A 23,725-nucleotide genomic window follows, 5' to 3' on the forward strand; every position below is an offset into this window, starting at 1 on the left:
GTTCGAGCCCTTTGAAAGATCCACCGGACCTTTCAATTCGCCTACGGCGAACCGGGCTCTCACCCCTCGATCCCCTCGCGGCCCGTGACCGTCATCATCGTCCCCGTCATGGTGGCGATGAGCTTGGCCTCCCCATCGGCGGCAATGGCATAGGCCTGTCCGTCCGCGACGATGATGGTGCGGCCGGGCTTGGTGACGGAGCCGCGAAACAGGAAGCGCTCTCCCCTGCCCGGCGCCAGCAGATTGACCTTGAACTCGATGGTCAGCACGCCCGCATTTTCCGGCATCAGGGAGAAGGCTGCATAACCGCAGGCGGAATCCAGCGCCGCCGAGATGATGCCTGCATGGAGGAAGCCGTGCTGCTGCGTCAGCCCCGGCGCATAGGGCATTTCGATCTCGATGGTGCCGGGCGTCACCAGCGTCAGCTCGGCGCCGATGGTTTTCATAACCTGCTGACGCTCGAAAGACGCGCGAACGCGCTCTTCGTAGTCAGCGGACGGAACGATCTTGGCTGCCATGCCCGGTACCTTCGCTTGAACGATCCAGCTTATTGCAGAGCCGGGGCAGGCAGGCAATCGCTTTGCTGCGCCGCAACAAGGCTCAGTTGAGCCAGAGGATCGAGGCGTTCAGCGAGGTCGCGAAGGCGACCCACAGCGCGTAGGGAACGAACAGCCAGAAGGCGACGCGGTCCACCCTGCGCGCCGCCGCCATGAAAGCCATGATCGCGATCAACAGCAGCACGATGATGGAGAGCGCGCCGGCAATCCGCTGTGCGCCGAAAAACACCGGCGACCAGAGGAAGTTGAGCACAAGCTGCGCCACCCAAAGCTTCATCGCCGCGCCATGCGGCTCGCGTCTCCATACCCGCCAGCCGGCAATGGCGATCAGCACATAGAGCAGCGACCAGGCGGGACCGAACACCCAGCTGGGCGGATTGAACGATGGCTTGACGAGCGAGGCATACCATTCGCCCGGCAGCGTGGCGTAGCCGATCAGCAGCCCGCCGCCGAGCACGACAATGAGGAAGACGAGAAGCGAAATGTATTTCTGCACGAACACACCCGATCGATCCGCAGGCCGCTGCAAGAGATGGAACAGCGTCCGGATCTGTCAACGCAGGGAAAAATCAGCCGGCGCAGCGCAGCGCGCAGAAGTAGAAACCGTCAGTGCCGCTCAGCGCCGGCGACAGCGAAATGCCAAAGGCGCCGAAGCGCGCCTTGTCGCCATGGCCGGGGAAATGCCGGTCCCACAATGCGCGGTGGTCGACCAGTTCGAAATTTTTGGCACGCGCCAGGAAGGCGGCGATCTGCGCGCCGTTCTCGTCGTCGAAGACCGAGCAGGTGACATAGGCGAGCAGTCCGCCGGGTTTCACATAGGTGGATGCGGCGTCGAGAATGGCTGACTGCTCCGCCATGCGCGCCTCCAGCTGGCGCTGGGTCAGCCGCCATTTGGCATCGGGCCGGCGGCGCCAGGTGCCGGACCCGGTGCAGGGCGCATCGATCAGAACGATGTCCATATGCGCCTCAAGCGGCGTCAGTTCGCCGGGCTTGGAAACGACCTGGATGTTGCGGTTCTCGGACCGGCGGATGCGATCGAAGATCGGCGCAAGACGCTGCTTTTCGGAATCGTGCGCGAAGATCTGGCCGCGATTGTCCATGATGGCCGAGAGGGCCAGCGCCTTGCCGCCGGCGCCTGCGCAATAGTCGAGAAGCTGCATTCCGGGCTCGGCGCCGACGAGTTCGGCGGCGATCTGCGAGCCTTCGTCCTGTATTTCGAACCAGCCCTTCTGGAAGGCCGGCTCGGCCTGGACATTGGGATGGCGGCCGTCGCCCTGGATGGGCGCTATGCGGATGCCCTGGGTCGCGAGCGCGGACGCCGCAGCACCCGTCTCCACCAGTTCCTGGATCACCTTGGCGCGGTCGGATTTCAGCGTGTTCACCCGCAGGTCGAGCGGCGGACGCTCGGCCAGCGCAGCGCCCTCCTTCACCCATTCCGGCCCGTAGGTCTGTTCGAAAAGCGGCGCGCACCAGTCGGGGCAATCGGCCTGCACGGCGGGCGGGGCATCGGCAAGCGTGGCGCGGGAGGCGGCCTGGAGCTCATCGGCATCGAGCGGCGGCGGCGCGAACTTGTCGCCGTCAAGTGCCGCATTCAAGGATTGCGGCGTCTGCCCCCATTCCAGCAGCAGGGCGCCGAAACCGACGGCGCGCGGCGTGTCCGCACCGAGCAACCAGGCGGCGCTGCGTTTGCGGCGCAGGGCGTCATAGACGATGTTACCGATGGCGGAACGGTCGCCGCCGCCGGCGAAACGATGCGAGACACCCCAGTCGCGCAGGGCCTCGGCCACCGGCCGGTGCCGCCGCTGGATGTCTTCCAGCACTTCGATGGCTGCCGCCAGCCTTCCGCCAAGTCGCATTCGGTGATCCCGTCGTCGGTTTGCCCGTTTGGCGTTCTGCTACAGGCGAAGGCCGCGGACGGCAAGCCCGATGGCCACGCGGAGGCCCTTGCGAAGCGCGAAAAGAAAAAGCCGGGCAAGATGCCCGGCTCCAAATCCGTGTCTCAGCGCTCCGGGAACTCAGGCGAGATCGAAGCGGTCGGCGTTCATCACCTTGGTCCAGGCCGCGACGAAGTCCTTCACGAACTTCTTCTTCGCGTCCGCCGTGGCGTAGACCTCGGCGAAGGCGCGGAGCTGCGAGTGCGACCCGAAGATCAGATCGACGCGTGTCGCCGTCCATTTGGCCGCCTTCGTCTTGCGGTCATGGCCCTGGTAGAGGTTGTCGCCGGCCGGCTGCCATTCCGTATCCATGCCGAGCAGATTGACGAAGAAGTCGTTCGTCAGCGTACCGACCCTGTCGGTGAAGACGCCGTGCCTGGCGTCGGCCGCATTGGCGCCGAGCACGCGCAGGCCGCCGAGCAGCACGGTCATTTCCGGGCCGGTCAGGCGCAGCAACTGCGCCCGGTCGACCAGCGCTTCCTCCGGCTGCATGAACTGCGGCTTCTTGCCGTTGATGTAGTTGCGGAAGCCGTCATTGCGCGGTTCGAGCGGCGCGAAGGACTGCACGTCCGTCTGTTCCTGCGAGGCATCGGCGCGTCCGGCCGCGAAGGGAACCGCGACATCCACGCCGCCATCCCGCGCCGCCTTTTCCACCGCGGCGGCGCCGGCCAGCACGATCAGGTCGGCCAGCGATATCTTCTTGCCGGAGTGCGCGCCGTTGAACTCGGCCCGGATCGCCTCCAGCCTGTCCAGCACCGTCTGGAGCTGGGCCGGCTGGTTGACCTCCCAGTCCTTCTGCGGGGCCAGCCGGATGCGCGCGCCGTTGGCGCCACCGCGCTTGTCGGAGCCGCGGAAGGTGGAAGCCGAGGCCCAGGCGGTCGAGACCAGCTGCGGAACCGTCAGGCCCGAAGCCAGAACCTTCGCCTTCAGCGCCGCGATGTCCTGCTCGTCGGCCAGGGGGTGATCCACGGCCGGGATCGGGTCCTGCCAGATCAGGGTTTCTTGCGGCACCAGCGGTCCGAGATAGCGTACGCGCGGACCCATGTCGCGATGGGTCAGCTTGAACCAGGCGCGGGCGAAGGCGTCGGCGAACTGCTCGGGATGCTCGTAGAACCGCCGGGAAATCTTTTCGTATTCCGGGTCGAACCGCAGCGAAAGATCGGTCGTCAGCATGGTCGGCACATGCTTCTTCGACGGGTCGAAGGCGTTCGGAATCGTCGCGGCGGCGTTCCTGGCCTGCCACTGCTTGGCGCCCGCCGGGCTGGCCGTCAATTCCCATTCGTTCTCGAACAGGTTCTTGAAGAAGAAGTTGCTCCACTGCGTCGGCGTCTGCGTCCAGGTCACTTCCAGCCCGGCGGTGATGGCATCGGCGCCACGACCGGATCCGTAGGTGCTTTTCCAGCCGAGGCCCTGGTCCTCGAGCGCGCCCGCTTCCGGTTCCGCGCCGACCAGCGAAGGGTCGCCCGCGCCGTGGGTCTTGCCGAAGGAGTGGCCGCCGGCGATCAGCGCGACGGTTTCCTCATCGTTCATCGCCATGCGGAAGAAGGTTTCGCGAATGTCCTTCGCCGCCGCGACCGGGTCCGGATTGCCGCCCGGTCCTTCCGGATTGACGTAGATCAGGCCCATCTGGACAGCGCCCAACTGTTCGTCCAGCTGGCGCTCGCCGCTGTAGCGCTCGTCGCCGAGCCACGAGCCCTCGGGACCCCAGTAAAGCTCTTCGGGCTCCCAGACATCCTTGCGGCCGCCGGCGAAGCCGAAAGTCTTGAAGCCCATCGATTCCAGGGCGACGTTGCCGGTCAGGACCAGCAGGTCGGCCCAGGATATCTTGCGGCCATATTTCTGCTTGATCGGCCAAAGCAGGCGGCGCGCCTTGTCGAGATTTGCATTGTCCGGCCAGCTATTCAGCGGCGCGAAACGCTGCTGGCCGGCGCCGGCGCCGCCACGGCCGTCGGTGATGCGGTATGTGCCGGCGCTGTGCCACGCCATGCGGATGAACAGGCCGCCATAGTGGCCGAAATCGGCCGGCCACCACTCCTGCGAATCCGTCATGACGGCGTGCAGGTCCTGGATCACCGCGTTCAGATCCAGGCTCTTGAACTCCTCGGCATAGTCGAAATCCCTGTCCATCGGATCGGACAGGTCGGAATTGCGGTGCAGGACCGAGACATCCAGCTGCTTCGGCCACCAGTCCCGATTGGACCTCGGCGACTTGCCGCCTCCATGCGCGACCGGGCATTTGCCGGCGGGGTCGTCAGTCTTCGCGTCCATATCTGGCCTCCAAAAGATTTTGTCGAATTCGTCCGTCGCAGCGCATGGGTCCATCGCCATGACATCTGCGCGGGTGCAGGTCTGAGCGATGTTCGGGCTGGAATGATTCCAGACTAGCCGCTGCCTCCAATAAATTCAAATTGCCTTTCCTGTTCACTGCAATAACTTTAAACTATGATACAGATCACCATCCGGCAGATGGAATATTTCGAGGCGCTGGCGCGGACGCGCCATTTCGGACGCGCTGCGGAAAGCGCCGGTGTCAGCCAGCCGGCGCTGTCGGCGCAGATCGCCGAGATGGAGCAGCGCCTCGGCTGCCGTCTCTTCGACCGTTCAAGCCGCGGCATTTCCCTGACTGAAAAAGGCCTGGAGCTGGCGCCTGAAGTCGAGAGGATATTGGGAGAAATCCGCAGCCTCGAAGCCATGGGAGGGCTGAAGCGGAACGCCATGGAGGGCCGTCTTCGGCTCGGAATCATCCCCACCGTCGCGCCCTATCTGCTGCCCGTCGTCCTGCCGGCGCTGAAGCGGCGATATCCCGCCCTGCATCTTGAACTGAGGGAAGCGGTAACCACCGTGCTGCTGGAAGAAGTGCTGGGCGGCCGGCTCGACGGGCTGATCGCGGCAACGCCGCTGGATGCGCCCGCATTGACGGTCGAGGAGCTTTTCCACGACCGCTTTTTCCTCGCCGTTCCCCGGTCCGATCCTGCTTTCGTGACACCGCCGGTTGCGCCGGAAAGCGTTGCCTTGGAGAGGCTCATGCTGCTGGAGGAAGGCCATTGCATGCGCGAGCAGGCGCTGGCCGTTTGCGGGCGGGTGCGCCCCGCCGTCATGGCGAACTACGGCGCCACCAGCCTGACCACGCTCATGCAGATGGTCGCGCATGGGCTCGGCGTTACCCTCATCCCGGAAATCGCCGTCAGTTCCGCCTCGGAAATGCGGGACCTGCGCATATTGCCGTTCGCAGATCCCGTTCCGGAGCGCACATTGTGCGTGGCGTGGCGGCGCAATGCGCCACGCGGGGAGGATTGCATGGAACTGGCCCGGTTCGTGCGGCAGATCGGCTTACCGGCGAAGGCCTGACCTTCCCTTACCTTGGCGCCAAGCCGTGTCCGCTCAGGCGGTCTTTTCTTCCACCAGCCCCAGTTCCTCCATCATTGCTTCGCGCATAATGAATTTCTGCGGCTTGCCGGTCACCGTCATCGGCAGGCTGTCCTTGAAGCGGATGTAGCGCGGCACCTTGTAATGGGCGATCTGGCCATCGCAGAAGACCCTGATCTCGTCGGCCCCGGCGTTCTCGCCCGGCTTGAGAACGATCCAGGCCGCGAGTTCCTCGCCATATTTCTTGTCCGGGATGCCGAAGACCTGCACTTCCTTGACCTTGGGGTGCCGGTAGAGGAATTCCTCGACCTCGCGCGGATAGACGTTCTCGCCGCCGCGGATGACCATGTCCTTCACCCGGCCGACGATGTTGCAATAGCCTTCGGCGTCGATGGTCGCCAGATCGCCGGTGTGCATCCAGCCTTCAGGGTCGATCGCCTCGGCGGTTTTCTCCTCGTCTTCCCAATAGCCCTTCATCACCGAATAGCCGCGCGTGCACAGTTCACCCGGTGCGCCAACCGCAGCGGTGGCGCCGTCAGCGTCGATCACCTTGCATTCGACATGCGGCTGGATGCGGCCGACGGTGGAGACGCGCTTGTCCAACGGATCGCCTGTGCCGCTCTGGAAGGAGACGGGGCTGGTCTCGGTCATGCCGTAGGCGATCGTCACCTGCGACATGTTCATGAGCGATATCACCTTCTTCATCACTTCGATCGGGCATGGCGAACCGGCCATGATGCCGGTGCGCAGGCTGGACAGGTCGAAGGATTTGAAATCGGCGTGATCGAGCATGGCGACGAACATGGTCGGCACGCCGTAGAGCCCGGTGCAGCGTTCCGCTTCCACCGCCTTCAGCGTGGCGCCCGGATCGAAGCCTTCGCCCGGAAACACCATGGTCGCGCCCTTGGTGACGCAGCCCATCGTACCCATCGACATGCCGAAGCAGTGATAGAGCGGAACCGGGATGCAGAGACGGTCGTCGGCGGTGAGCTTGATGGCCGAGGTGACGAAATTGCCGTTGTTGACGATGTTGCCGTGGGTCAGCGTCGCGCCCTTCGGCGCGCCCGTGGTTCCCGAGGTGAACTGGATGTTGATGGCGTCGCCGGGTTTCAGCCCCTCCGAAATGCGGTCGAGGCTGTCATGCTCGTCGCGGCCGCCCATGGCCAGCACGTCGCCGAAATTGAACATGCCGGGCGAGCTTTCCTCGCCCATGCGGATGACCGCCTTGAGCGTCGGCAGCCTCTTCGTCGTCAGCTTGCCGGGTTCCGCCTTTTCCAGCTCCGGCGCCAACGTGTTCAACATGCCGAGATAGTCCGACGTCTTGAAGCTGGCCGCCGTGACCAGCGCCTTGCAGCCGACCTTGTTCAGCGCATATTCCAGCTCGGACAGGCGATAGGCCGGATTGATGTTGACCAGGATCAGGCCGATGCGCGCGGTGCCGAACTGGGTGACCAGCCACTCCCAGCGGTTCGGCGACCAGATGCCGATGCGGTCGCCCTTGCGCAGCCCGAGCGCCAGAAGGCCGGCGGCCAGCGCATCGACGGCATCGGAAAGCTCCTCCCACGAAAACCGCTTGTTTTGCCCAAGGAAAACAGCGGCGTCGCGCGAGCCGTTGGCAGCCGCCGTCTCGGAAAACAGCGCCGGAATGGTTTTGTGCAGCAGAGGAACGGTGCGCTCGCCCGACACATGCGCCTTGCCGCCCAGCGGGGCGATGAAAGCCCTGTGATGCGGCTCGTTCCTTTGGCTTTGCAGCGCCGTGTTGTTCGCCATGACCATCTCCTCCGCAACCACAATGAATCTAGCAGCCATGTGGCGCGAGGCAATGCCGCCAGGTTCAAGACATGTCGGCGCGCGCCATTCTTTCCGCGATGTCCCGGATCAACGCCTCGTCCGCATCCTGACGCGGCTTGCGCGACGCGACGAGGCAGGCCTGCGAGCGCAGGATGACGCCGTCCGCCAGCACCTTGAGGTGGTTGGCGCGCAGCGTCGAGCCGGACGAGGTGATGTCGACGATGACATCAGCCGATCCCGCCGCCGGCGCGCCTTCGGTGGCGCCGAGGCTCTCGACGATGCGGTAGACCTGGATGCCGTGCTTGCCGGAAAAGAACTGCTGCGTCAGCCGCCAGTATTTGGTGGCGATGCGCAGCCTGCGGCCGTGGCGCTGGCGGAAGTCGGCGGCGACGTCGTCGAGGTCGGCCATGGTTTCGACGTCGAGCCAGATGTCCGGCACGGCGACCACGACGTCGGCATGGCCGAAGCCGAGCCGGGCGAGGATTTCGGCGCGTGTTTCCCATTCGGCCAGATTCTCACGCACCAGGTCTTCGCCGGTTATGCCGAGGTCGACCGCGCCCTGGCCGAGTTCGCCGGCAATCTCCGAGGCCGACAGGAACATCACCTCGATGTCGCCGCGGCCCTCGATGCGGGCGCGGTATTTGCGCTCGTCTTCCGGCAGGCTGACGGCAAGCCCCGCCGCCGCCAGCTTTTCCAGCGCCTGCTCGCGCAGCCGGCCTTTGGAGGGGATGGCGAGGGAGATGGTCATTGGACACCCTCCCGCGCCGCTTCGATGCGGTCGAGCCAGACGGAGAAGCCGACGCCGGGGATCGGCGCGGTCGCGCCGAGCAGCGTCAGCAGCCGGTCGTAGCGGCCGCCGCCGGCCAGCGGCCTGTCGCCGCCGTCGATGGATATCTCGAACACCAGGCCCGTGTAGTAATCGAGCGGACGGCCGAAAGCGGCATCGTAGACGATCGCGCCGGCATTCCGCCCGTGTCCGGCGATCGCAGCGGCGCGGGCGGCGAAACTGTCCAATGCCGCGCCCAGCGACAGCCCGGCATCGGCGGCGAAACCTGCCAGCGCCGCTGCCGCGCCGTCGAGCGGAACCTTGATGGCGAGGAAGGCCTTCAGCGCCGCGAACGCCTCGTCCGACAGGCGCACCGAGCGCAACTGCGCTTTCTCGATCAGGCGGCGGGCAATGTCGGCCGGCGTGCGGCCGGCGGAAGCGGACAGGCCCACCTTTTCCATGCCCTCGGCCAGATGGGCGGCAAGCGCCTCGGCGTCGCCATCGACGGCGAGCGCGGCGACTTCCGGCGGAAACTGGCCGTTGCGTGGCGGATTGGCGAGATCGGCAAGAGCCGCCTCCAGCATGGCGCGCGAGCCGAAGGCGCGGGCGAGCCGCATGCGCCAGCCGCGCGGCAGGCCGAGCGCCGCCAGCACCGCCTCGAACACCGCCTGGTCCCCCAGCGTGGTCACGAGGCCGGCTTTCGGCAGCGCGAGTTCCAACAGCGCGATGGCGTCGGCGACGGAACGGGCGTCGGCTTTCGCGGTGTCGCGGTCGCCCAGATCCTCGATGCCGGCCTGGAAGAATTCGGCGGCGCCGTCGCGGCGCTGGCGGAACACCTCGCCCAGATAGGCATAGCGGCGCGGCGTGCCGGCCTGGCTGGCGATATGGTCGAGGCAGACGGGAATGGTGAATTCCGGGCGCAGGCACAGGCTGCGGCCGGTCTCGCTTTCGGTCAGGAAGATGCGGCGGCGCAGATCCTCGCCCGCCATGTCGAGGAACGGATCGGCGGGCTGCAGCACCGGCACGTCGACGAGCGCCGCGCCGCGCGTGGCGAACAACGCCTCGATGGCGTCGGATATGGCGGGGCGGCGGGCGGTCATTGAGCAGCCCCTGCCCTTCTCCCCTTGTGGGAGAAGGTGGATTGGCGCGCAGCGCCAAGACGGATGAGGGATACTGGAAGAAAGGAGACGCCGACGCTCCGGCCAACACCCCTCATCCGACCTCGCTTCGCTCGGCCACCTTCTCCCACACGGGGAGAAGGGAAGATCGCAGCCTCACCGGCCACCGTCGCGCTCCGCCTTCTGCGCGTCGAGGATTTTCCGCACCTCGGCCACGAGATCGGCCTCGGCTACCGTCACCTGACCGGGCCGCGCCTCCTTGTATTCGGCGTGACCGGAGATGGCAGCGGCCTGCCGCGCGCCCTCGATCAGGTCCTTGATCTGCACCTCGCCCCTGGCGCGCTCGTCGCCGCCCTGGATGATCGCGACGGGACAGCCGCGCCGGTCGGCATATTTCAACTGCGCCTTCATGCCGGCGCCGCCGAGATACATTTCGGCGCGGATGCCGGCCTGGCGAAGCTCCGACACCATCTTCTGGTAGCGGCCGAGGCTTTCCGTATCGCGATCCATGACCAGCACGACGACCGGCTGGATGACATCTGAAATGTCGAGCTTGCCGAGGTTCTTCAGCGCCGTCATCAGCCGCGAGACGCCGATGGAAAAGCCCGTCGCCGGCACCGGCTCGCCCCTGAACCGCGACACCAGCCCGTCATAACGCCCGCCGCCGCCGACCGAGCCGAAGCGGACGATCTGGCCGTCTTCATTGGGGATTTCGGCCAGCAACTCGGCCTCGTAGACGGGGCCGGTGTAGTATTCGAGGCCGCGCACGACGGAGGGGTCGATGCGGATGCGGTCACGATCATATCCGGCAGCGATGCAGAGCTCGGATACTTGCTCCAGCTCAGAAATTCCTTCTTCGCCTTTGGACGATCCCTTCACGGTGGTTCGGAAGTCACGGAAGAAATCTTCAATATAGTCAGATTGTGCCTGCCCCGGGTTGGGGAGCAGGAACATAAATGCGCCGCTCAATTGAGCGATTTGGTCGGAATTCAAACCAGCGCCCTTAGTGAAATCGCCCTCGCCTTCCTTACCGCCATCCCAGCGGCCGGCACCGAGAAGCTTCTGAATTTCCTCCGGCGGAAACTTATCCGCTTTATCGATGGCCCTTAACACCGTCAGCCGCCGCCCGGCATTCGCGTCGCCGCCGAGGCCAATCGCATCCAGCACGCCGTCGAGTACCTTACGGTTGTTGATGCGGATGACGTAGTCGCCCCGCTTGATGCCCAGCGCCTCCATCACGTCGGCCATCATCATCGCCATCTCGGCATCCGCCGCGACACCCGGCGCACCCACTGTGTCGGCGTCGAACTGCATGAACTGGCGGAAACGGCCCGGCCCCGGCTTCTCGTTGCGGAACACCCAGCCGGACCGATAGCTGCGATAGGGTTTCGGCAGGCGCTCGTAGTTCTCGGCGACGAAGCGCGCAGTCGGCGCGGTCAGATCATAGCGCAGCGACAGCCACTGGTCGTCATCATCCTGGAAGGAGAAAACACCCTCGTTCGGACGATCCTGGTCGGGCAGGAATTTTCCCAGCGCATCGGTGTATTCGATCATCGGCTGGTCGACCGGCTCGAAGCCGTAAAGCTCATAGACCTCGCGGATTTTCGCCATCATCTTCTCGACGGCGCGGATGTCGTCGGCGCCGCGGTCGGCAAAGCCGCGCGGCAGGCGCGCCAGCATCTTCTGCGATTTATCGGCCATGATGTTACCCGGCATTCCTTGCTTGGCGGAGACCGGAAATTTGCCGGTCCCGCGCCGCGCGTGTCCTAGACGATGCGGCCCCATGCGGCAAGGGCGGCCTTGCCCTTGTGAAGGTGGCCGAGCGAAGCGCAGGCCATCCGGGATCCATTGATGCTGTGATCGTCGGGCACGGCCCGGTCCTTGTGCTGGCTCGATCGGCCGCGGTCGCGACCCTCCACCCGGCCCGCGCTCAAATGCCTTCCTTCTCCCCTTGTGGGAGAAGGTGTCGCCCTCGGGCTTGCGAAGCAAGGACGAGATCAGGCGCCACGGCTCCCACAACAGATAAATCCGTCCACGTCCGCAAAACCGCATCCATACTTTGCCCACGCGAAGCGGAGGACAGGATGGACGGCTGGGACAGGAACGCGAACCGGGACCGCGATGTGCTGGAGCGCATCGTGGCGCTGCTGTTCGCGCTCGCCGTTCTGGCCGAGCAGGCATCGAGCCGGTCGTGGTTCGTGCGCCGCCGCGTCCTGGCGATTTTAAATCCCGCCGAGGAAGCCGCGTATCGCTGCGTCGCCGATGCGGCGCGCGGGTTCGGCGCGCCTGTTCCCGCCAGGGCGATCGTCGCCGCCGGCCATGCGGATGGACCGTCCGGCAGCGGCAATGCCCACTCCCGACACATCGTGAAGCCAGCCGCCTCGCCGTCCACGCACGACATGCTGCGCGGCGGCCGTTTCCAGATCGCGGCGGACCTGCCGCATCTTCCATGACAATGGCCAGACGGGCGAAAACCCGGGCGTGGCGAGGATGACGCGTGTCAGCGCTTTACCCTCCCCCTTGTGGGAGAAGGTGGCCGGGCCAAGCGGAGCCAAGGCGCGGTCGGATGAGGGGTGTTCCAGACCCATTCGGGCGCACTTTGCCTATAACCCCTCATCCGTCTCGGCTCCGCCTCGACACCTTCTCCCACAAGGGGAGAAGGCAGATGGCGCGATCACGCCACGCTCAGGATGACGAAGGTGGCGGCTATCCTGAAAGGATGTGACCAACCGTTCAGCCCCAATCGCCCAGCGTCGCCTGGATGACGGCAAGGGCGGCGACGGCGGCGGTGTCGGCGCGCAGGATGCGCGGCCCGAGCGGAATGGCGGTGACGAAGGGCAGCGCCCGCAGCGTGCGGCGCTCGTCGTCCGAAAAACCGCCCTCCGGCCCGACCAGCAGAGCGAGTTTCTTTTCGCCGATGGACCGAAGCGCCGGCAGCGGATTGTCGGTCGCGGCATCCTCGTCGCAGAAGATCAGCCGCCGTTCGCTGTCCCAGCCGGCCAGCAGGCGCTCGAACTTGACCGCCTCGCGTACTTCCGGCACGGCGAGGATACCGCACTGCTCGGCGGCTTCGATGACGTTGGCGGCAAGGCGGTCCGTGCCTGCTTTCGCCACCTGTGTGTGCTGGGTGATGACCGGCTGGAGGGTGCCGGCGCCCATTTCCACCGCCTTCTGCACCAGGTAGTCGAGCCGGCCCTGTTTCAGCGGCGCGAAGCAGTAGACGAGGTCGGGCAGCGGCGGCTGCGGGCGCTGCGGTCTGCCGACCTTCAGGCGCAGCGACTTCTTCGTGCGCACCGCGACCGTGGCCAGCCACTCACCGTCGCGGCCATTGAACAGAAGCACCTCGGCGCCTTCGGCCAGTCGCAGCACATGCATCAGGTAATGGCTCTGCTGCGGGGCAGGCTCGACCTCCGCCCCCTCGGCAAGATCGTCGGGCACGAAAAGCCGTTGCAGTCGGTAATTGGCGCGCATGGGCGATCCATGCGGCAGGCTGGCGGGAGCGTCAAGAGCGGCTTCGGTTCAATCCTCCGCGCTCGCGTGCCACACCGGGCGGTACCCCTGACGCAGCACGGCGAGCGAGGTCGCGGGTGTCAAAAGGGTCGCATCGCTTATCCGGTCCAGCGCGACCGGCGCGCCATAGCCGCCGAAGGACCACGGCAGCCCCCTGCCCTGGCGGATGGCGAAGGCCTGCCCGTCCGCCGCGATCATCGCGCCATCCGGCAGCAGGCCGAGTTCTTTGCAGGCAAGCGGAACCGGCCTGCCGCCCGAGGCCAGCCGCTCCCGGTGCAACCGCGCATCGGCCATCGGCGCCCTCGGTTCGGCGATGTCGAAGGCCGCGCCGAAGCGGCTTGCATAGTCGATAGCCCGTTCGCGGCGGCAGAAGAAGCAGGGCCGGTGGCCGGCGGCGAGCGCCGTCACTTCGTCGAGGAAGAACAGTTCCGTCCAGCCGGGCTTCGGCTCGCCCTCGACCAACCGGTTGCGGCCCATCGGCTCGCGGCGGCGGCTCTTGAAGTCGCATGCGCAGATGATCCAGGCGCGCAAGGCCCAGCGCTTGCGCAGCAGCGTCTTGGTGTCCGGATCGTGGATGATGCCGCGATTGCCGGTGAACAGGCCGCGCTCGGGTACGGCATGGATGGCGCCGAACGGATCGACCCGGTTCTGCAATGGCCGTTTCCTTTGAGGCCTGTCCTGCGCCGTCACGAGATTTTTCCCAAGGCAATGCCGGCGCCTCTTGGCCGGCTCATGGCAGCAATGATATCGCTGATCGGGCTCATTTCATGTCAGCAGGTTTTCAATGCGGGTGCTGGTCGTCCAGAATTTCGACAATACGGGCCTTGGCCAGGTCGGCACGGCGCTAATCGAGGCAGGAGCGGCGACCGATCTGCGCAAGCCCTACCTTGGCGATCCGTTGCCTTCGGATGCGGCACGGCACGACGCCGTCATCGTACTGGGCGGCGAGCAGAACGCGCTGGCCGACGACGACTATCCCTATTTCCCCGACCTGCTGGCGCTGCTTCGCGATTTTGCCGAACGGGACCGCGCCGTGCTTGGCATCTGCCTCGGCGCGCAGTTGGTCGCGCGGGCGTTCGGCGGCGAAAACCGCATCGGTGGCGCCATGGAATTCGGCTGGTGCGGCGTGGCGCTTGCGCCGGAAGCGAAAACGGACTTGGTCCTCGGCAAGGTTCCGGAACGCTTCCCGATCTTCCAGTGGCACGACGACACCTTCTCGCTGCCACCCGGCGCGGTGCGCCTTGCCGGCAACGATGCAACGGCGAACCAGGCATTCCGGATCGGGCGCGCGGTCTATGGCTTCCAGTTCCATTTCGAGGCCGACAGCGAGATGGTGCGTGACTGGAGCACGACCTTCGCCCCGACCATCGCCGCAAGGCACCCGGACTGGCCGCAGCGGCTTGAAGCCGAGATGGCGCGCAAAGGCCCGGGGGCGGACGCCGCCGGGCTGGCCATCGCCCGCGCCTGGGTGGACATGGTCTGACCAGTCGGACCAACCGTTGCAGATTTGGCACGCCGGCTGGAATCCACTGTGGACGATCACTTTTCCACTTGGCCTGAGGCCGTGCCCCGGCCTAGAAGCCGCGCCGCGCTGTAGCGGCAATGACACCGAACAACCCTTGGGCTGAACCTTTTGTGTTGCTTCAGCGACACAGAGGCAAGGGGAAGTTCAAAACCACCGAAACCCTGACACAGCAAACGCGTTTAGCAACGCATTCGTAACAAACGGCATGCAGTGATGCAGAAAGCCAAACCAGAGATGACTTCCGTGAAAGCAGCGCTTCTGTCCTTTGCCATGTTGTCGGCCATCGCGCTTTGCGGTTTCGGCATCTACACCGCCGATGCCTCCAACGAACACAATGCCGTGGACGGCTACGGCGTCACCGCATCCCTGCGCTGAAACCTGCCATCGTCCGAGACCGTCAGGATCTGCTTGACGGCGCCATCGACGCGCAGCGCCGTAAGGCGTCCGCTGCCGCAGGCATAGGTGTCGAGATTGACCCGGTTGCGCCGGACATCGGGCTGCTGCACCGGCGTATGGCCATGGACGACGATTTTCCCGTGCAGGCTGCCATCGTTCAGGAACTCGTCGCGGATCCACGTCAGGTCCCGGTTTGACTGCTGCGCGAGCGCAATGCCCGGCCTGACACCGGCGTGGCAGAAGAAAAAATCGCCTGCCTCGAAGGAAAACGCCAACGAGCGGATGAATTCCAGATGTGATCGCGGCAGAGCTGCAAGCAGATCGCGGTGGCCTTGCGCGACCGACCCGTCCCGCAAAAGCTCAACGCCGTAGGATCGCGCCGTCTCAACACCACCGTAACGGACGAACAGTGCGTCGGGGTCGGGATTGGCGAGGAAATCCAGCAGCCCCAGTTCATGATTGCCGGTCAGCGTGATGGCGCGGTCGTCCCGCTGCTTCGCCGCGATCAGGAAGTCCAGCACGCGGCGGGAATCCGGGCCGCGATCGATGTAGTCGCCAAGGTGGATGACGCGCCAGTCGAAAGGCTTGTCCCGCTCCACATCCGCGGCGATCCGCTCATGCATCGCGGACAGCAGGTCGAACCGGCCATGAACGTCGCCAATGGCATAGAGCCGCACGCCTTGGGGCGCGCGTGCCTGCAGAAAATCGACGGCTGTCAAAGCGGCCTCCGCTGTCGAATGCCGTCCTACCGGTGCAGCATGTCCTTGCCAACCGTGTTGATGTCGCGCTTGCCGCACAACGCCATGGTCAGGTCGAGCTCGCGCCGGATGATCTCCAGCGCCTGCGTCACGCCGGCCTTGCCGCCGGCGCCGAGCCCATAGAGGAACGGCCTGCCGATATAGGTGCCCCTGGCGCCGAGGCATCGAGCCTTCAGCACGTCCTGGCCGGAACGGATGCCGCCATCGAGATGCACCTCGATCTTGTCGCCGACCGCATCGGCGATCTCCTCCAGCACGGAGATGGAGGACGGCGCGCCGTCGAGCTGGCGGCCGCCATGGTTGGAAACGATGATGGCGTCGGCGCCGGTCTTCGCCGCCATTTCCGCGTCCTCGCGATCGAGGATGCCTTTCAGGATCAGCTTGCCGCCCCAGCGCTCCTTGATCCACTCGACATCCGCCCAGGACAGCTTGGGGTCGAACTGCTCGGCTGTCCAGGCGGACAGGGATGACAGGTCGGTAACGCCCTTGGCGTGGCCGGCGATGTTGCGGAAGGTGCGGCGCTGCGTGCCCATCATGGCGCGGCACCAGTGCGGCCGCGTCGCCATCTGCCAGATATGCTTGGGCGTGAATTTCGGCGGCGCCGACAGGCCGTTGCGCAGATCCTTGTGGCGTTGGCCAAGGATCTGCAGGTCGAGCGTCAGCACCAGCGCCGAGCAGCCCGCCGCCTTTGCCCGGTCGATGAGGTTGAAGACGAAATCGCGGTCGCGCATGACATAAAGCTGGAACCAGAACGGCTTCTTGGTGACGGAGGCGACGTCCTCGATGGAACAGATGCTCATGGTGGACAGCGTAAAGGGCACGCCGAACTCTTCCGCCGCCTGCGCCGCCAGCATCTCGCCGTCTGCATGCTGCATGCCGGTCAGGCCGGTGGGGGCTAGCGCCACCGGCATCGACACCTTCTCGCCGATCATCGTGGTTTCCAGCGAGCGGTTCGTCATGTCGACAAGCACCCGCTGGCGCAGTTTGATCCTGGCGAAATCCTCCTCGTTGGCGCGATAGGTGCCCTCCGTCCAGGCGCCGGAATCGGCATAGTCGAAGAACATTTTCGGCACGCGCCGCCGCGCACGCTCCTTGAGGTCGGCGATGGTGAGAACTGTGCTCATGGGTTCAATCCATTGTTTAAAAATCGTGCTTCAGGAGCGTTTACGGGCAGGTTCGAGATCGCCGCCGCGCTGGCGCAACCGAAGCCGCGACACGCGCTGCCAGTCGCCGGTGCGCTCGGCTTCCGCCATGGAGCGCTCGACATAGCTGATGTGGGCCATGGCGGCTTCGCGCGCGGCGGCCGGGTCACCGGCCTTCACCGCCGCATGGATGGCACGGTGCTGGGCAAGCAGTTCGTCGCGGGCGCCGGGCAGGCTGAAGACGAGCAGGCGATTGTGGAACACGCCGTCGGACAGAAGCCGGTAGCAGGAGCGCAGCGTGTGCAGCAGGATGACATTGTGCGCGCACTCGCCGACCGCGTGGTGGAACTCGACGTCGATTTCCGCCTCGTCGTCGAAATTGCCGGTGCGATGCGCCTCGTCCATGCGCGCCATGATCGCGTCGAGCAATGCAAGATCGTCCGGCGTGGCGCGGCGGGCCGCGTATTCGGCGGCGACGCCCTCGATCTCGCGCCGGTATTCGAGATAGTCGGCAGTCGCCTTGCGATGTGTGGAGATCAGATCCATCACCGGCTTGGAGAACACCTGCCCGATGACATCGGCGACGAAGGTGCCGCCGCCCGGCCGGCTGACCAACAGTCCGCGTGTCTCCAGAAGCTTGAGCGCATCGCGCAGAATGGGACGCGACACCTCGAACTGCCGCGCCAGTTCGCGTTCGCCGGGCAGACGGTCGCCGGTGCGCAGGACGCCTTCCAGAATGAGCGTCTCGAACTGCCCGACCACCTCGTCGGCGGTGCGCGAATGCTCGATCCTGGAGAAAATATCACTCACTGAAAGGGCCTGTTGCGTTCGCGCCCTCGCATGCGGGCTATTGCCAACTGGTAAAATTATTTATCCAATCTGGCACCGGCAGTCAAACCGGTTCCACCGCATGGGATTTGAGGATACCAGCCTTGATCCAAAGCAGGATTTGCAACGCGTATCGCCAACTGGTAAATCCTTTTTACCATTCAGCAAAGGGCACTTCATGTCCGGCATCGTCATGCCTGCGCCAGATAAAGGGACGCTTGCGCGCCGCGCCGAGATCGTCGGCGACATGCGCATCATCGTTCCCGGCGAGGGCGTCGTCGACACGGTCAACGAAATGCGGGCTTTCGAAAGCGACGGACTGACCGCCTATCGCCAGTTGCCGCTGGTCGTGGTGCTGCCGGAAACCGTCGCCCAGGTGTCGCGCATCCTGAAATATTGCGACGAGCGCGGTATCCGTGTCGTGCCGCGCGGCTCCGGCACATCGCTGTCGGGCGGGGCGCTGCCGCTGGAGGACGCGGTGCTGCTGGTGATGAGCCGTTTCAACCGCATCTTGGAAATCGACTATCCGAACCGCGCCGTGGTCGCGCAGCCAGGCGTCACCAATCTCGGCATCACCACCGCGGTCGAACGCGAGGGTTTCTACTATGCGCCGGACCCCTCGTCGCAGATCGCCTGCTCCATCGGCGGCAATGTCGCGGAAAATTCCGGCGGCGTGCACTGCCTGAAATACGGGCTGACAGCCAACAACGTGCTCGGCATCGAGATGGTGCTGATGAACGGCGAGGTCGTTCGCCTCGGCGGCAAGCATCTCGACAGCGAAGGCTACGATCTGCTTGGCGTGATGACCGGATCCGAAGGGCTGCTCGGCGTCGTCACCGAAGTGACGGTGCGCATCCTGAAGAAACCGGAGACGGCGCGCGCCGTGCTGATCGGCTTCCCAAGCAGCGAACAGGGCGGCCAATGCGTCGCCGACATCATCGGCGCCGGCATCATTCCGGGCGGCATGGAGATGATGGACCGGCCGGCGATCCACGCGGCGGAGGATTTCGTCCACGCCGACTATCCGCTCGATGTCGAGGCGCTGCTCATCGTGGAGCTGGACGGGCCGGCGGTTGAGGTCGATCACCTCATCGGCGCGGTCGAGGCCATCGCCTTCCGCAACGGCTCGACCACCTGCCGGGTCTCGCAGTCGGAGGAGGAACGCCTGACCTTCTGGGCCGGGCGCAAGGCGGCATTCCCGGCGGTGGGGCGCATTTCGCCGGACTACTATTGCATGGACGGCACCATCCCGCGCAAGGAACTTCCAAAGGTGCTGCACGGCATGAAGGAGCTGTCGGCGAAATACGGATTGGGCGTCGCCAACGTGTTCCATGCCGGCGACGGCAATCTGCATCCGCTGATCCTCTACGATGCGAACGTGCCCGGAGAATTGGACAAGGCAGAGGCTTTCGGGGCCGACATTTTGCGGCTCTGCGTGCAGGTCGGCGGCGTGCTGACCGGCGAACATGGCGTCGGCGTCGAAAAGCGCGACCTGATGCCGGAGATGTTCAACGAGGTGGATCTCGACCAGCAGATGCGGGTGAAATGCGCCTTCGACCCGAACCATCTGCTCAACCCCGGCAAGGTGTTTCCGCAACTGCGCCGCTGCGCCGAGCTGGGACGGATGCACGTTCACCGCGGCCAGACGGCGTTTCCGGATATTCCGAGGTTCTAGTGGCGACTTTCACCCCCGGTTCCAGCGAAGAGGTTCTGGCCGCCGTCCAATGGGCGGCAGGAAAGGATATGCCGCTCGAAATCGTCGGCCACGGCTCCAAGCGCGGCATAGGCCGGCCGCTACAGACCGAACACACGCTCGATCTTTCCCGATTAACCGGCGTAACGCTCTATGAACCGGAGGAACTGGTGCTTTCGGCCAGAGCGGGCACGCCATTGGCGGATATCGAACAGCTTCTTGCAGAGAATGGCCAGCAATTCGCCTTCGAGCCGATGGACTACGGACCGCTGCTCGGCGGCGCGCGGGGCAAAGGCACGCTGGGAGGGATGCTTGCGGCAAACCTTGCCGGCCCGCGACGCCTCAAGGCGGGCGCGGCGCGCGATCATATCCTCGGCATAAACGCGGTGTCCGGACGCGGCGAGGCCTTCAAATCGGGCGGGCGCGTGGTCAAGAACGTCACCGGTTATGACATGTCGAAGCTCCTGGCCGGATCGTGGGGCACGCTGGCCGTCCTGACCGACGTGACCTTCAAGGTGCTGCCGGCGGCGGAAACCGAGACGACTCTTGCCGTGCGCGGGCTTTTCGACGAGCAGGCCGCGGCGGCGATGGCCCTGGCGATGGGATCGAGCGCCGAGGTTTCCAGCGCCGCGCACCTGCCTCAGAGGATCGCCGCGCGCGTTGCCGGTGGAATGATCGGCGGCGGGGCGGCGACCTTGTTGCGTGTCGAAGGTTTCGGGCCGTCCGTCACCTATCGGATAGAACATCTCAAAAGCCTGCTGAAGAACGCCGGACCGCTCGATGAGATTCCCGACGCGGCTTCGCGCGCGCTGTGGCGGGACATACGCGACTGCGCTCCCTTTGCCGACGGTGACAAGCAGCCGCTGTGGCGCATTTCCATGGCGCCGGCCGAGGGCCACCGGATGGTCATGGCGCTGCGCATGCAGGCGGCGGCGGAGGTATTCTACGACTGGCAAGGCGGATTGGTCTGGCTGCGCATGGAGGCTGGCGATCCGGAAGCCGGTCTCATTCGCGGACTGGTGCGGCAATTCGGCGGCGGCCACGCCACGCTGGTGCGCGCCACGCCGGCCGACCGCGCCGTAGTGCCGGTGTTCGAGCCGCAACCGCCGGCGCTCGCCACGCTTTCGGCGCGGCTGAAAGCGGAGTTCGACCCGAAGACCATTCTCAACCCCGGCCGCATGACCACGGCCCAGGAACCGTAATGCAGACCAATTTTTCCCTTGCCCAGCTTGCCGATCCGCATGTGGCGGAGTCGGAGAAAATCCTGCGCGCCTGCGTGCATTGCGGCTTCTGCACCGCCACCTGCCCAACCTATGTGACGCTGGGCAACGAGCTGGACAGCCCGCGCGGACGCATTTACCTCATCAAGGACATGCTGGAAAACGGGCGGGCGGCAGACAAGGAAACCGTCACACATATCGACCGTTGCCTGTCCTGCCTCTCCTGCATGACCACCTGCCCCTCCGGCGTGAACTACATGCATCTGGTCGACCATGCCCGCGTGCATATCGAGCAGACCTATCGGCGGCCATTGGCGGACCGCACCATCCGCGCGCTGCTGGCTTTCGTGCTGCCCCATCCGGCCCGCTTCCGCGCGGCGCTGAGGCTGGCGAAGCTTGGCAAACCGTTCGTCGGGCTGTTCAACAGCATGCCAGCATTGAAGCCGCTGGCAGCCATGCTGGCGCTGGCGCCGGCCAGCGTACCCGCCTCCTCCCCCGTCTCGAAACCCGGCCGCCATGCGCCGCAGGTCAAACCAAATGGCCGGGTCGCGCTGCTTACCGGCTGCGCGCAATCGGTGCTGGAGCCCGGCATCAACGAGGCGACGATTTCGCTGCTGACCCGGCTCGGCGTCGAGGTCGTCATTCCCGAAGGCGAAGGCTGCTGCGGTGCGCTGGTGCACCATATGGGCCGGGAGAAGGACGCGCTTGCCGCCGCGCGGCGCAACGTCGACGCCTGGACGCGGCAGATCGAGCAAGGCGGGCTGGACGCCATCGTCATCACGGCTTCCGGCTGTGGCACGACGATCAAGGACTATGGCTTCATGCTGCGTCTCGACCCCGCCTATGCGGAGAAGGCGAAGACAGTCTCCGCGCTGGCCAAGGACGTCACCGAATATCTGGCAACGCTGGAACTACCGAAACCGATGGTCGAACCCGGTGTCGTCGTCGCCTATCATTCGGCGTGTTCCATGCAGCATGGGCAGAAGATCGTCCGGCAACCCAAAGAATTGCTGGCGAAGGCCGGGTTCACCGTGCGCGAACCGCGCGAGGGACATCTGTGCTGCGGCTCCGCCGGCACCTACAACATCCTGCAACCCGAGATTTCCGCCCGACTGCGCGACCGCAAGGTCCGCAACATCGAGGAAACCGGCGCCGACATCGTCGCCACCGGCAACATAGGCTGCATCACGCAGATCGCCTCGGCGGCGCGGATGCCGGTGGTGCATACGGTCAAGCTGCTCGACTGGGCCTATGGCGGCGAACGCCCAGCAGGTGTCTGAATTTCGCAGCGCCCTGTATCGCTTTCATGGAAACGTTGTTGGCGGGCGGCCGGAGGAACACATCTGACGTGGATCATTACATGGGCTTTGAAAACCTGCGCTCCCGGCGCAAACCCGGACCGTCCCAATCCGGTGACAAACCGCCAAAAGAATAAGGGCAACGCCATGGAAGTGGCGCTGCCCTTATTCCGACTGGCCGTATCCCTCACACGGCCTGTCCCCCTTTAGTCCCAAAAGACTACATCACAACGACCTTGGTGCCAACGGTCACGCGGTCATAGAGATCGACGACATCTTCGTTGCGCATGCGAATGCAGCCGGATGAAACCGCGCCGCCGATGGTCCATGGCTGGTTGGTGCCGTGGATGCGATAGAGCGTCGAGCCGAGATAGAGAGCGCGCGCGCCGAGCGGGTTTTCGATGCCGCCGGCAAGATAGGTGGGGAGATAGCGGCCCTTGGCCCTCTCGCGGGCGATCATTTCCGACGGCGGGCGCCAGTCGGGCCATTCGCGCTTGGCGCTGACCTTGTGGGTTCCGGCCCATTCGAAGCCCGGTTTGCCGGTGCCGACGCCATAGCGCCGCGCCTTGCCGTCTCCTTCCACCAGGAAAAGGAAATTCTGCCTGGTGTCGATGATGACCGTGCCTGGCTTCTGGCCGCCGTCGTAGTCGACCTCCTGCGGCAGATAGATCGGGTTGATCTGCGGGCGGCTGGCCGTTCTGTTTGGCCGCACGGCGGCGGTGCGCGTTGGATCGGGGCGCATGGGGGCCGACCGGACTTGTCCCATGCCAGGATCGCGATAGCGGACACGCGGCGCCTGTGGCCGCGCCTGGCGCACGATGCCTGGCGCGCCTTCCAGCTGCAGCACCCAAGGCGCTGAAAGGTCGGGGCTTACCACCACCGGCGGGCGTTGCGCATATCGGTCATTGGCCATGGAAGGCGAGGCGACCGCCAGAACGCCTGCCACGGCACAAAGCGAAGATAAAAACCTGTTCATCGGATGCACTCTCAACTCGATCGTCAACCTTGCCGGAAACGGGTGTCCAGTTCCGGCTGCGGCGTTCAATCTGAGGCGGCGGGAGCAACCGAATGGTGAATCGCGAACGATTAAAATGCCGCTTTGTCAGTAAACCTTTTGGTGTGGTTACCGGGGGGTTCAAGAATCTGGTAAAGCGCCGGTAAAGACGCTGTGCAGGAGCCAGAAATGGCATCGAGTGATGAGAATGGCCTGATCGCCGGACCGGACGGCGCGATGCGGTGCTTCTGGCACGGCAATCTGCCGGACTATCTCCACTATCACGATCACGAATGGGGCCGGCCGGTCGCCAACGACACGAGGCTGTTCGAAAAGATCTGCCTCGAAGGCTTCCAGTCCGGCCTTTCGTGGCTGACGATCCTGCGCAAGCGCGACAATTTCCGCGAGGCCTTCGCCGGTTTCGATTTTGATCGCGTCGCGAAATTCACCGATACGGACGTCGAGCGGTTGCTCGGCAATGCCGGCATCATCCGCCATCGCGGCAAGATCGTCTCGACGATCAACAATGCCCGGCGCGCACGGGAACTTGCGGACGAGGCCGGCTCGCTGGCCGCATGGTTCTGGCAATTCGAGCCGAAGGCGGAGGAGCGGCCTCAGATCGTGGATCTGGCGCATCTGCGCGCCAATCCGAAGACGGCAGTCTCGACGAGGATTTCAAAGGAACTGAAGAAACGTGGCTGGAGCTTCGTCGGGCCAACGACGGTCTATGCTTTCATGCAGGCGATGGGACTGGTCAATGACCATCTCGAGGGGTGCATGTGCCGGGAAAGCGTGGAAGCGGAGCGCAAGGCCTTCAAACGGCCCTGAC

General features: G+C 65.2%; 22 protein-coding genes. 8 read left to right on the forward strand and 14 right to left on the reverse strand.

Translation table 11 applies throughout. The features are described 5' to 3' along the window. Positions 1–59 precede the first annotated feature (59 nt). The 4 genes from J2X35_RS08595 to katG all read right to left on the reverse strand — a co-directional run bounded on the left by J2X35_RS08595 (position 60) and on the right by katG (position 4,759). Positions 60–518, reverse strand: coding sequence for a PaaI family thioesterase (locus J2X35_RS08595; RefSeq protein WP_056115115.1), 459 nt, complete (start codon positions 516–518; stop codon positions 60–62). Positions 519–600: 82 nt separating this feature from the next. Continuing rightward, a complete protein-coding gene (locus tag J2X35_RS08600) occupies positions 601–1,053 on the reverse strand; it encodes a TspO/MBR family protein (RefSeq protein ID WP_310183921.1) in 453 nt (150 codons plus the stop codon). Positions 1,054–1,126: 73 nt separating this feature from the next. Further along, entirely contained in the window at positions 1,127–2,413 is a 1,287-nt protein-coding gene (locus J2X35_RS08605; RefSeq protein WP_310183924.1) for an RsmB/NOP family class I SAM-dependent RNA methyltransferase, read from the reverse strand. Positions 2,414–2,572: 159 nt separating this feature from the next. Continuing rightward, a complete protein-coding gene (gene katG, locus J2X35_RS08610; protein WP_310183927.1) occupies positions 2,573–4,759 on the reverse strand; it encodes a catalase/peroxidase HPI in 2,187 nt (728 codons plus the stop codon). 174 nt (positions 4,760–4,933) lie between these two features. Here katG and J2X35_RS08615 point away from each other — a divergent pair, with 174 nt between their 5' ends. Then, positions 4,934–5,839, forward strand: a complete 906-nt coding sequence (locus J2X35_RS08615; RefSeq protein WP_310183928.1) for a LysR substrate-binding domain-containing protein — start codon at positions 4,934–4,936, stop codon at positions 5,837–5,839. Positions 5,840–5,872: 33 nt separating this feature from the next. On the opposite strand, the gene J2X35_RS08620 is transcribed toward J2X35_RS08615, so the two are convergent. The 4 genes from J2X35_RS08620 to hisS form a co-directional block, all read right to left on the reverse strand. Next, positions 5,873–7,627 (reverse strand): AMP-binding protein, encoded by a 1,755-nt coding sequence (locus tag J2X35_RS08620; protein ID WP_310183929.1) that lies wholly within the window; start codon positions 7,625–7,627, stop codon positions 5,873–5,875. A 64-nt stretch (positions 7,628–7,691) separates the two neighbouring features. Next, complete coding sequence (gene hisG / locus J2X35_RS08625; protein WP_310183932.1) at positions 7,692–8,396, reverse strand: ATP phosphoribosyltransferase; 705 nt, start codon at positions 8,394–8,396, stop codon at positions 7,692–7,694. Then, positions 8,393–9,514: an ATP phosphoribosyltransferase regulatory subunit gene (locus J2X35_RS08630; RefSeq protein WP_310183934.1), complete on the reverse strand. Its 1,122-nt coding sequence runs from the start codon at positions 9,512–9,514 to the stop codon at positions 8,393–8,395. Before J2X35_RS08630 ends, hisG begins: the two co-directional genes overlap by 4 nt. Before the next feature lie 174 nt (positions 9,515–9,688). Next, positions 9,689–11,233 (reverse strand): histidine--tRNA ligase, encoded by a 1,545-nt coding sequence (hisS, locus tag J2X35_RS08635; RefSeq protein ID WP_310183937.1) that lies wholly within the window; start codon positions 11,231–11,233, stop codon positions 9,689–9,691. Between the two features lie 383 nt (positions 11,234–11,616). Between hisS and J2X35_RS08640 the strand changes: the two genes are divergently transcribed. After that, complete coding sequence (locus J2X35_RS08640; protein WP_310183939.1) at positions 11,617–11,985, forward strand: hypothetical protein; 369 nt, start codon at positions 11,617–11,619, stop codon at positions 11,983–11,985. Between the two features lie 280 nt (positions 11,986–12,265). On the opposite strand, the gene J2X35_RS08645 is transcribed toward J2X35_RS08640, so the two are convergent. Beyond that, positions 12,266–13,003, reverse strand: a complete 738-nt coding sequence (locus tag J2X35_RS08645) for a 16S rRNA (uracil(1498)-N(3))-methyltransferase (RefSeq protein WP_310183942.1) — start codon at positions 13,001–13,003, stop codon at positions 12,266–12,268. A gap of 48 nt (positions 13,004–13,051) precedes the next feature. Continuing rightward, positions 13,052–13,696, reverse strand: coding sequence for a hypothetical protein (locus J2X35_RS08650; protein WP_310183944.1), 645 nt, complete (start codon positions 13,694–13,696; stop codon positions 13,052–13,054). 130 nt (positions 13,697–13,826) lie between these two features. Between J2X35_RS08650 and J2X35_RS08655 the strand changes: the two genes are divergently transcribed. Further along, on the forward strand, positions 13,827–14,525 hold the full coding sequence (locus tag J2X35_RS08655; protein ID WP_310183947.1) for a type 1 glutamine amidotransferase: 699 nt from the start codon (positions 13,827–13,829) through the stop codon (positions 14,523–14,525). Positions 14,526–14,810: 285 nt separating this feature from the next. Next, positions 14,811–14,942, forward strand: coding sequence for a hypothetical protein (locus J2X35_RS08660; RefSeq protein ID WP_274533102.1), 132 nt, complete (start codon positions 14,811–14,813; stop codon positions 14,940–14,942). Here the strand turns inward: J2X35_RS08660 and J2X35_RS08665 are convergent. Genes J2X35_RS08665 through J2X35_RS08675 form a run of 3 tightly spaced genes read right to left on the reverse strand, consistent with a single transcriptional unit; the run spans position 14,915 to position 17,673 of the window. Beyond that, a complete protein-coding gene (locus J2X35_RS08665; protein ID WP_244478800.1) occupies positions 14,915–15,682 on the reverse strand; it encodes a metallophosphoesterase family protein in 768 nt (255 codons plus the stop codon). The genes J2X35_RS08660 and J2X35_RS08665 overlap by 28 nt on opposite strands. A 26-nt stretch (positions 15,683–15,708) precedes the next feature. Further along, the gene (locus J2X35_RS08670) at positions 15,709–16,845 is read right to left on the reverse strand and encodes an alpha-hydroxy acid oxidase (protein WP_056115089.1); all 1,137 of its coding nucleotides are present in this window, start codon (positions 16,843–16,845) and stop codon (positions 15,709–15,711) included. A gap of 30 nt (positions 16,846–16,875) precedes the next feature. Continuing rightward, positions 16,876–17,673, reverse strand: coding sequence for an FCD domain-containing protein (locus tag J2X35_RS08675; RefSeq protein ID WP_056115086.1), 798 nt, complete (start codon positions 17,671–17,673; stop codon positions 16,876–16,878). A gap of 196 nt (positions 17,674–17,869) precedes the next feature. On the opposite strand from J2X35_RS08675, the gene J2X35_RS08680 reads away from it, so the two are divergent. From J2X35_RS08680 to glcF, 3 genes are read left to right on the forward strand one after another with little or no spacing between them, the layout of a single operon-like run. Continuing rightward, positions 17,870–19,366: an FAD-linked oxidase C-terminal domain-containing protein gene (locus J2X35_RS08680; RefSeq protein ID WP_310183953.1), complete on the forward strand. Its 1,497-nt coding sequence runs from the start codon at positions 17,870–17,872 to the stop codon at positions 19,364–19,366. Further along, positions 19,366–20,586, forward strand: a complete 1,221-nt coding sequence (gene glcE, locus J2X35_RS08685) for a glycolate oxidase subunit GlcE (protein WP_310183955.1) — start codon at positions 19,366–19,368, stop codon at positions 20,584–20,586. The genes J2X35_RS08680 and glcE overlap by 1 nt, the downstream gene beginning before the upstream one ends. Next, a complete protein-coding gene (gene glcF / locus J2X35_RS08690) occupies positions 20,586–21,884 on the forward strand; it encodes a glycolate oxidase subunit GlcF (RefSeq protein WP_310183958.1) in 1,299 nt (432 codons plus the stop codon). The genes glcE and glcF overlap by 1 nt, the downstream gene beginning before the upstream one ends. A gap of 238 nt (positions 21,885–22,122) precedes the next feature. Here glcF and J2X35_RS08695 read toward each other — a convergent pair whose 3' ends face one another. After that, positions 22,123–22,878 carry a L,D-transpeptidase gene (locus tag J2X35_RS08695; protein WP_056115073.1) on the reverse strand — a complete coding sequence of 252 codons (756 nt, stop codon included), beginning with the start codon at positions 22,876–22,878 and terminating at the stop codon, positions 22,123–22,125. 207 nt (positions 22,879–23,085) lie between these two features. On the opposite strand from J2X35_RS08695, the gene J2X35_RS08700 reads away from it, so the two are divergent. Next, complete coding sequence (locus tag J2X35_RS08700; protein WP_310183961.1) at positions 23,086–23,724, forward strand: DNA-3-methyladenine glycosylase I; 639 nt, start codon at positions 23,086–23,088, stop codon at positions 23,722–23,724. The last annotated feature ends 1 nt before the right edge of the window (position 23,725 follow it).

The organism is Mesorhizobium sp. BE184 (genome assembly GCF_031457045.1).
Lineage (GTDB): Bacteria > Pseudomonadota > Alphaproteobacteria > Rhizobiales > Rhizobiaceae > Mesorhizobium.

Excerpts from the sequence above, each read along its gene's own strand:
- J2X35_RS08595 (WP_056115115.1), bottom strand. The coding sequence starts at position 518 with ATGGCAGCCAAGATCGTTCCGTCCGCTGACTACGAAGAGCGCGTTCGC.
- J2X35_RS08605 (WP_310183924.1), bottom strand. The coding sequence starts at position 2,413 with ATGCGACTTGGCGGAAGGCTGGCGGCAGCCATCGAAGTGCTGGAAGAC.
- katG (WP_310183927.1), bottom strand. The coding sequence starts at position 4,759 with ATGGACGCGAAGACTGACGACCCCGCCGGCAAATGCCCGGTCGCGCAT.
- J2X35_RS08615 (WP_310183928.1), top strand. The coding sequence starts at position 4,934 with ATGATACAGATCACCATCCGGCAGATGGAATATTTCGAGGCGCTGGCG.
- J2X35_RS08620 (WP_310183929.1), bottom strand. The coding sequence starts at position 7,627 with ATGGCGAACAACACGGCGCTGCAAAGCCAAAGGAACGAGCCGCATCAC.
- hisG (WP_310183932.1), bottom strand. The coding sequence starts at position 8,396 with ATGACCATCTCCCTCGCCATCCCCTCCAAAGGCCGGCTGCGCGAGCAG.
- J2X35_RS08630 (WP_310183934.1), bottom strand. The coding sequence starts at position 9,514 with ATGACCGCCCGCCGCCCCGCCATATCCGACGCCATCGAGGCGTTGTTC.
- hisS (WP_310183937.1), bottom strand. The coding sequence starts at position 11,233 with ATGGCCGATAAATCGCAGAAGATGCTGGCGCGCCTGCCGCGCGGCTTT.
- J2X35_RS08640 (WP_310183939.1), top strand. The coding sequence starts at position 11,617 with ATGGACGGCTGGGACAGGAACGCGAACCGGGACCGCGATGTGCTGGAG.
- J2X35_RS08645 (WP_310183942.1), bottom strand. The coding sequence starts at position 13,003 with ATGCGCGCCAATTACCGACTGCAACGGCTTTTCGTGCCCGACGATCTT.
- J2X35_RS08655 (WP_310183947.1), top strand. The coding sequence starts at position 13,827 with ATGCGGGTGCTGGTCGTCCAGAATTTCGACAATACGGGCCTTGGCCAG.
- J2X35_RS08670 (WP_056115089.1), bottom strand. The coding sequence starts at position 16,845 with ATGAGCACAGTTCTCACCATCGCCGACCTCAAGGAGCGTGCGCGGCGG.
- J2X35_RS08680 (WP_310183953.1), top strand. The coding sequence starts at position 17,870 with ATGTCCGGCATCGTCATGCCTGCGCCAGATAAAGGGACGCTTGCGCGC.
- glcF (WP_310183958.1), top strand. The coding sequence starts at position 20,586 with ATGCAGACCAATTTTTCCCTTGCCCAGCTTGCCGATCCGCATGTGGCG.
- J2X35_RS08695 (WP_056115073.1), bottom strand. The coding sequence starts at position 22,878 with ATGAACAGGTTTTTATCTTCGCTTTGTGCCGTGGCAGGCGTTCTGGCG.
- J2X35_RS08700 (WP_310183961.1), top strand. The coding sequence starts at position 23,086 with ATGGCATCGAGTGATGAGAATGGCCTGATCGCCGGACCGGACGGCGCG.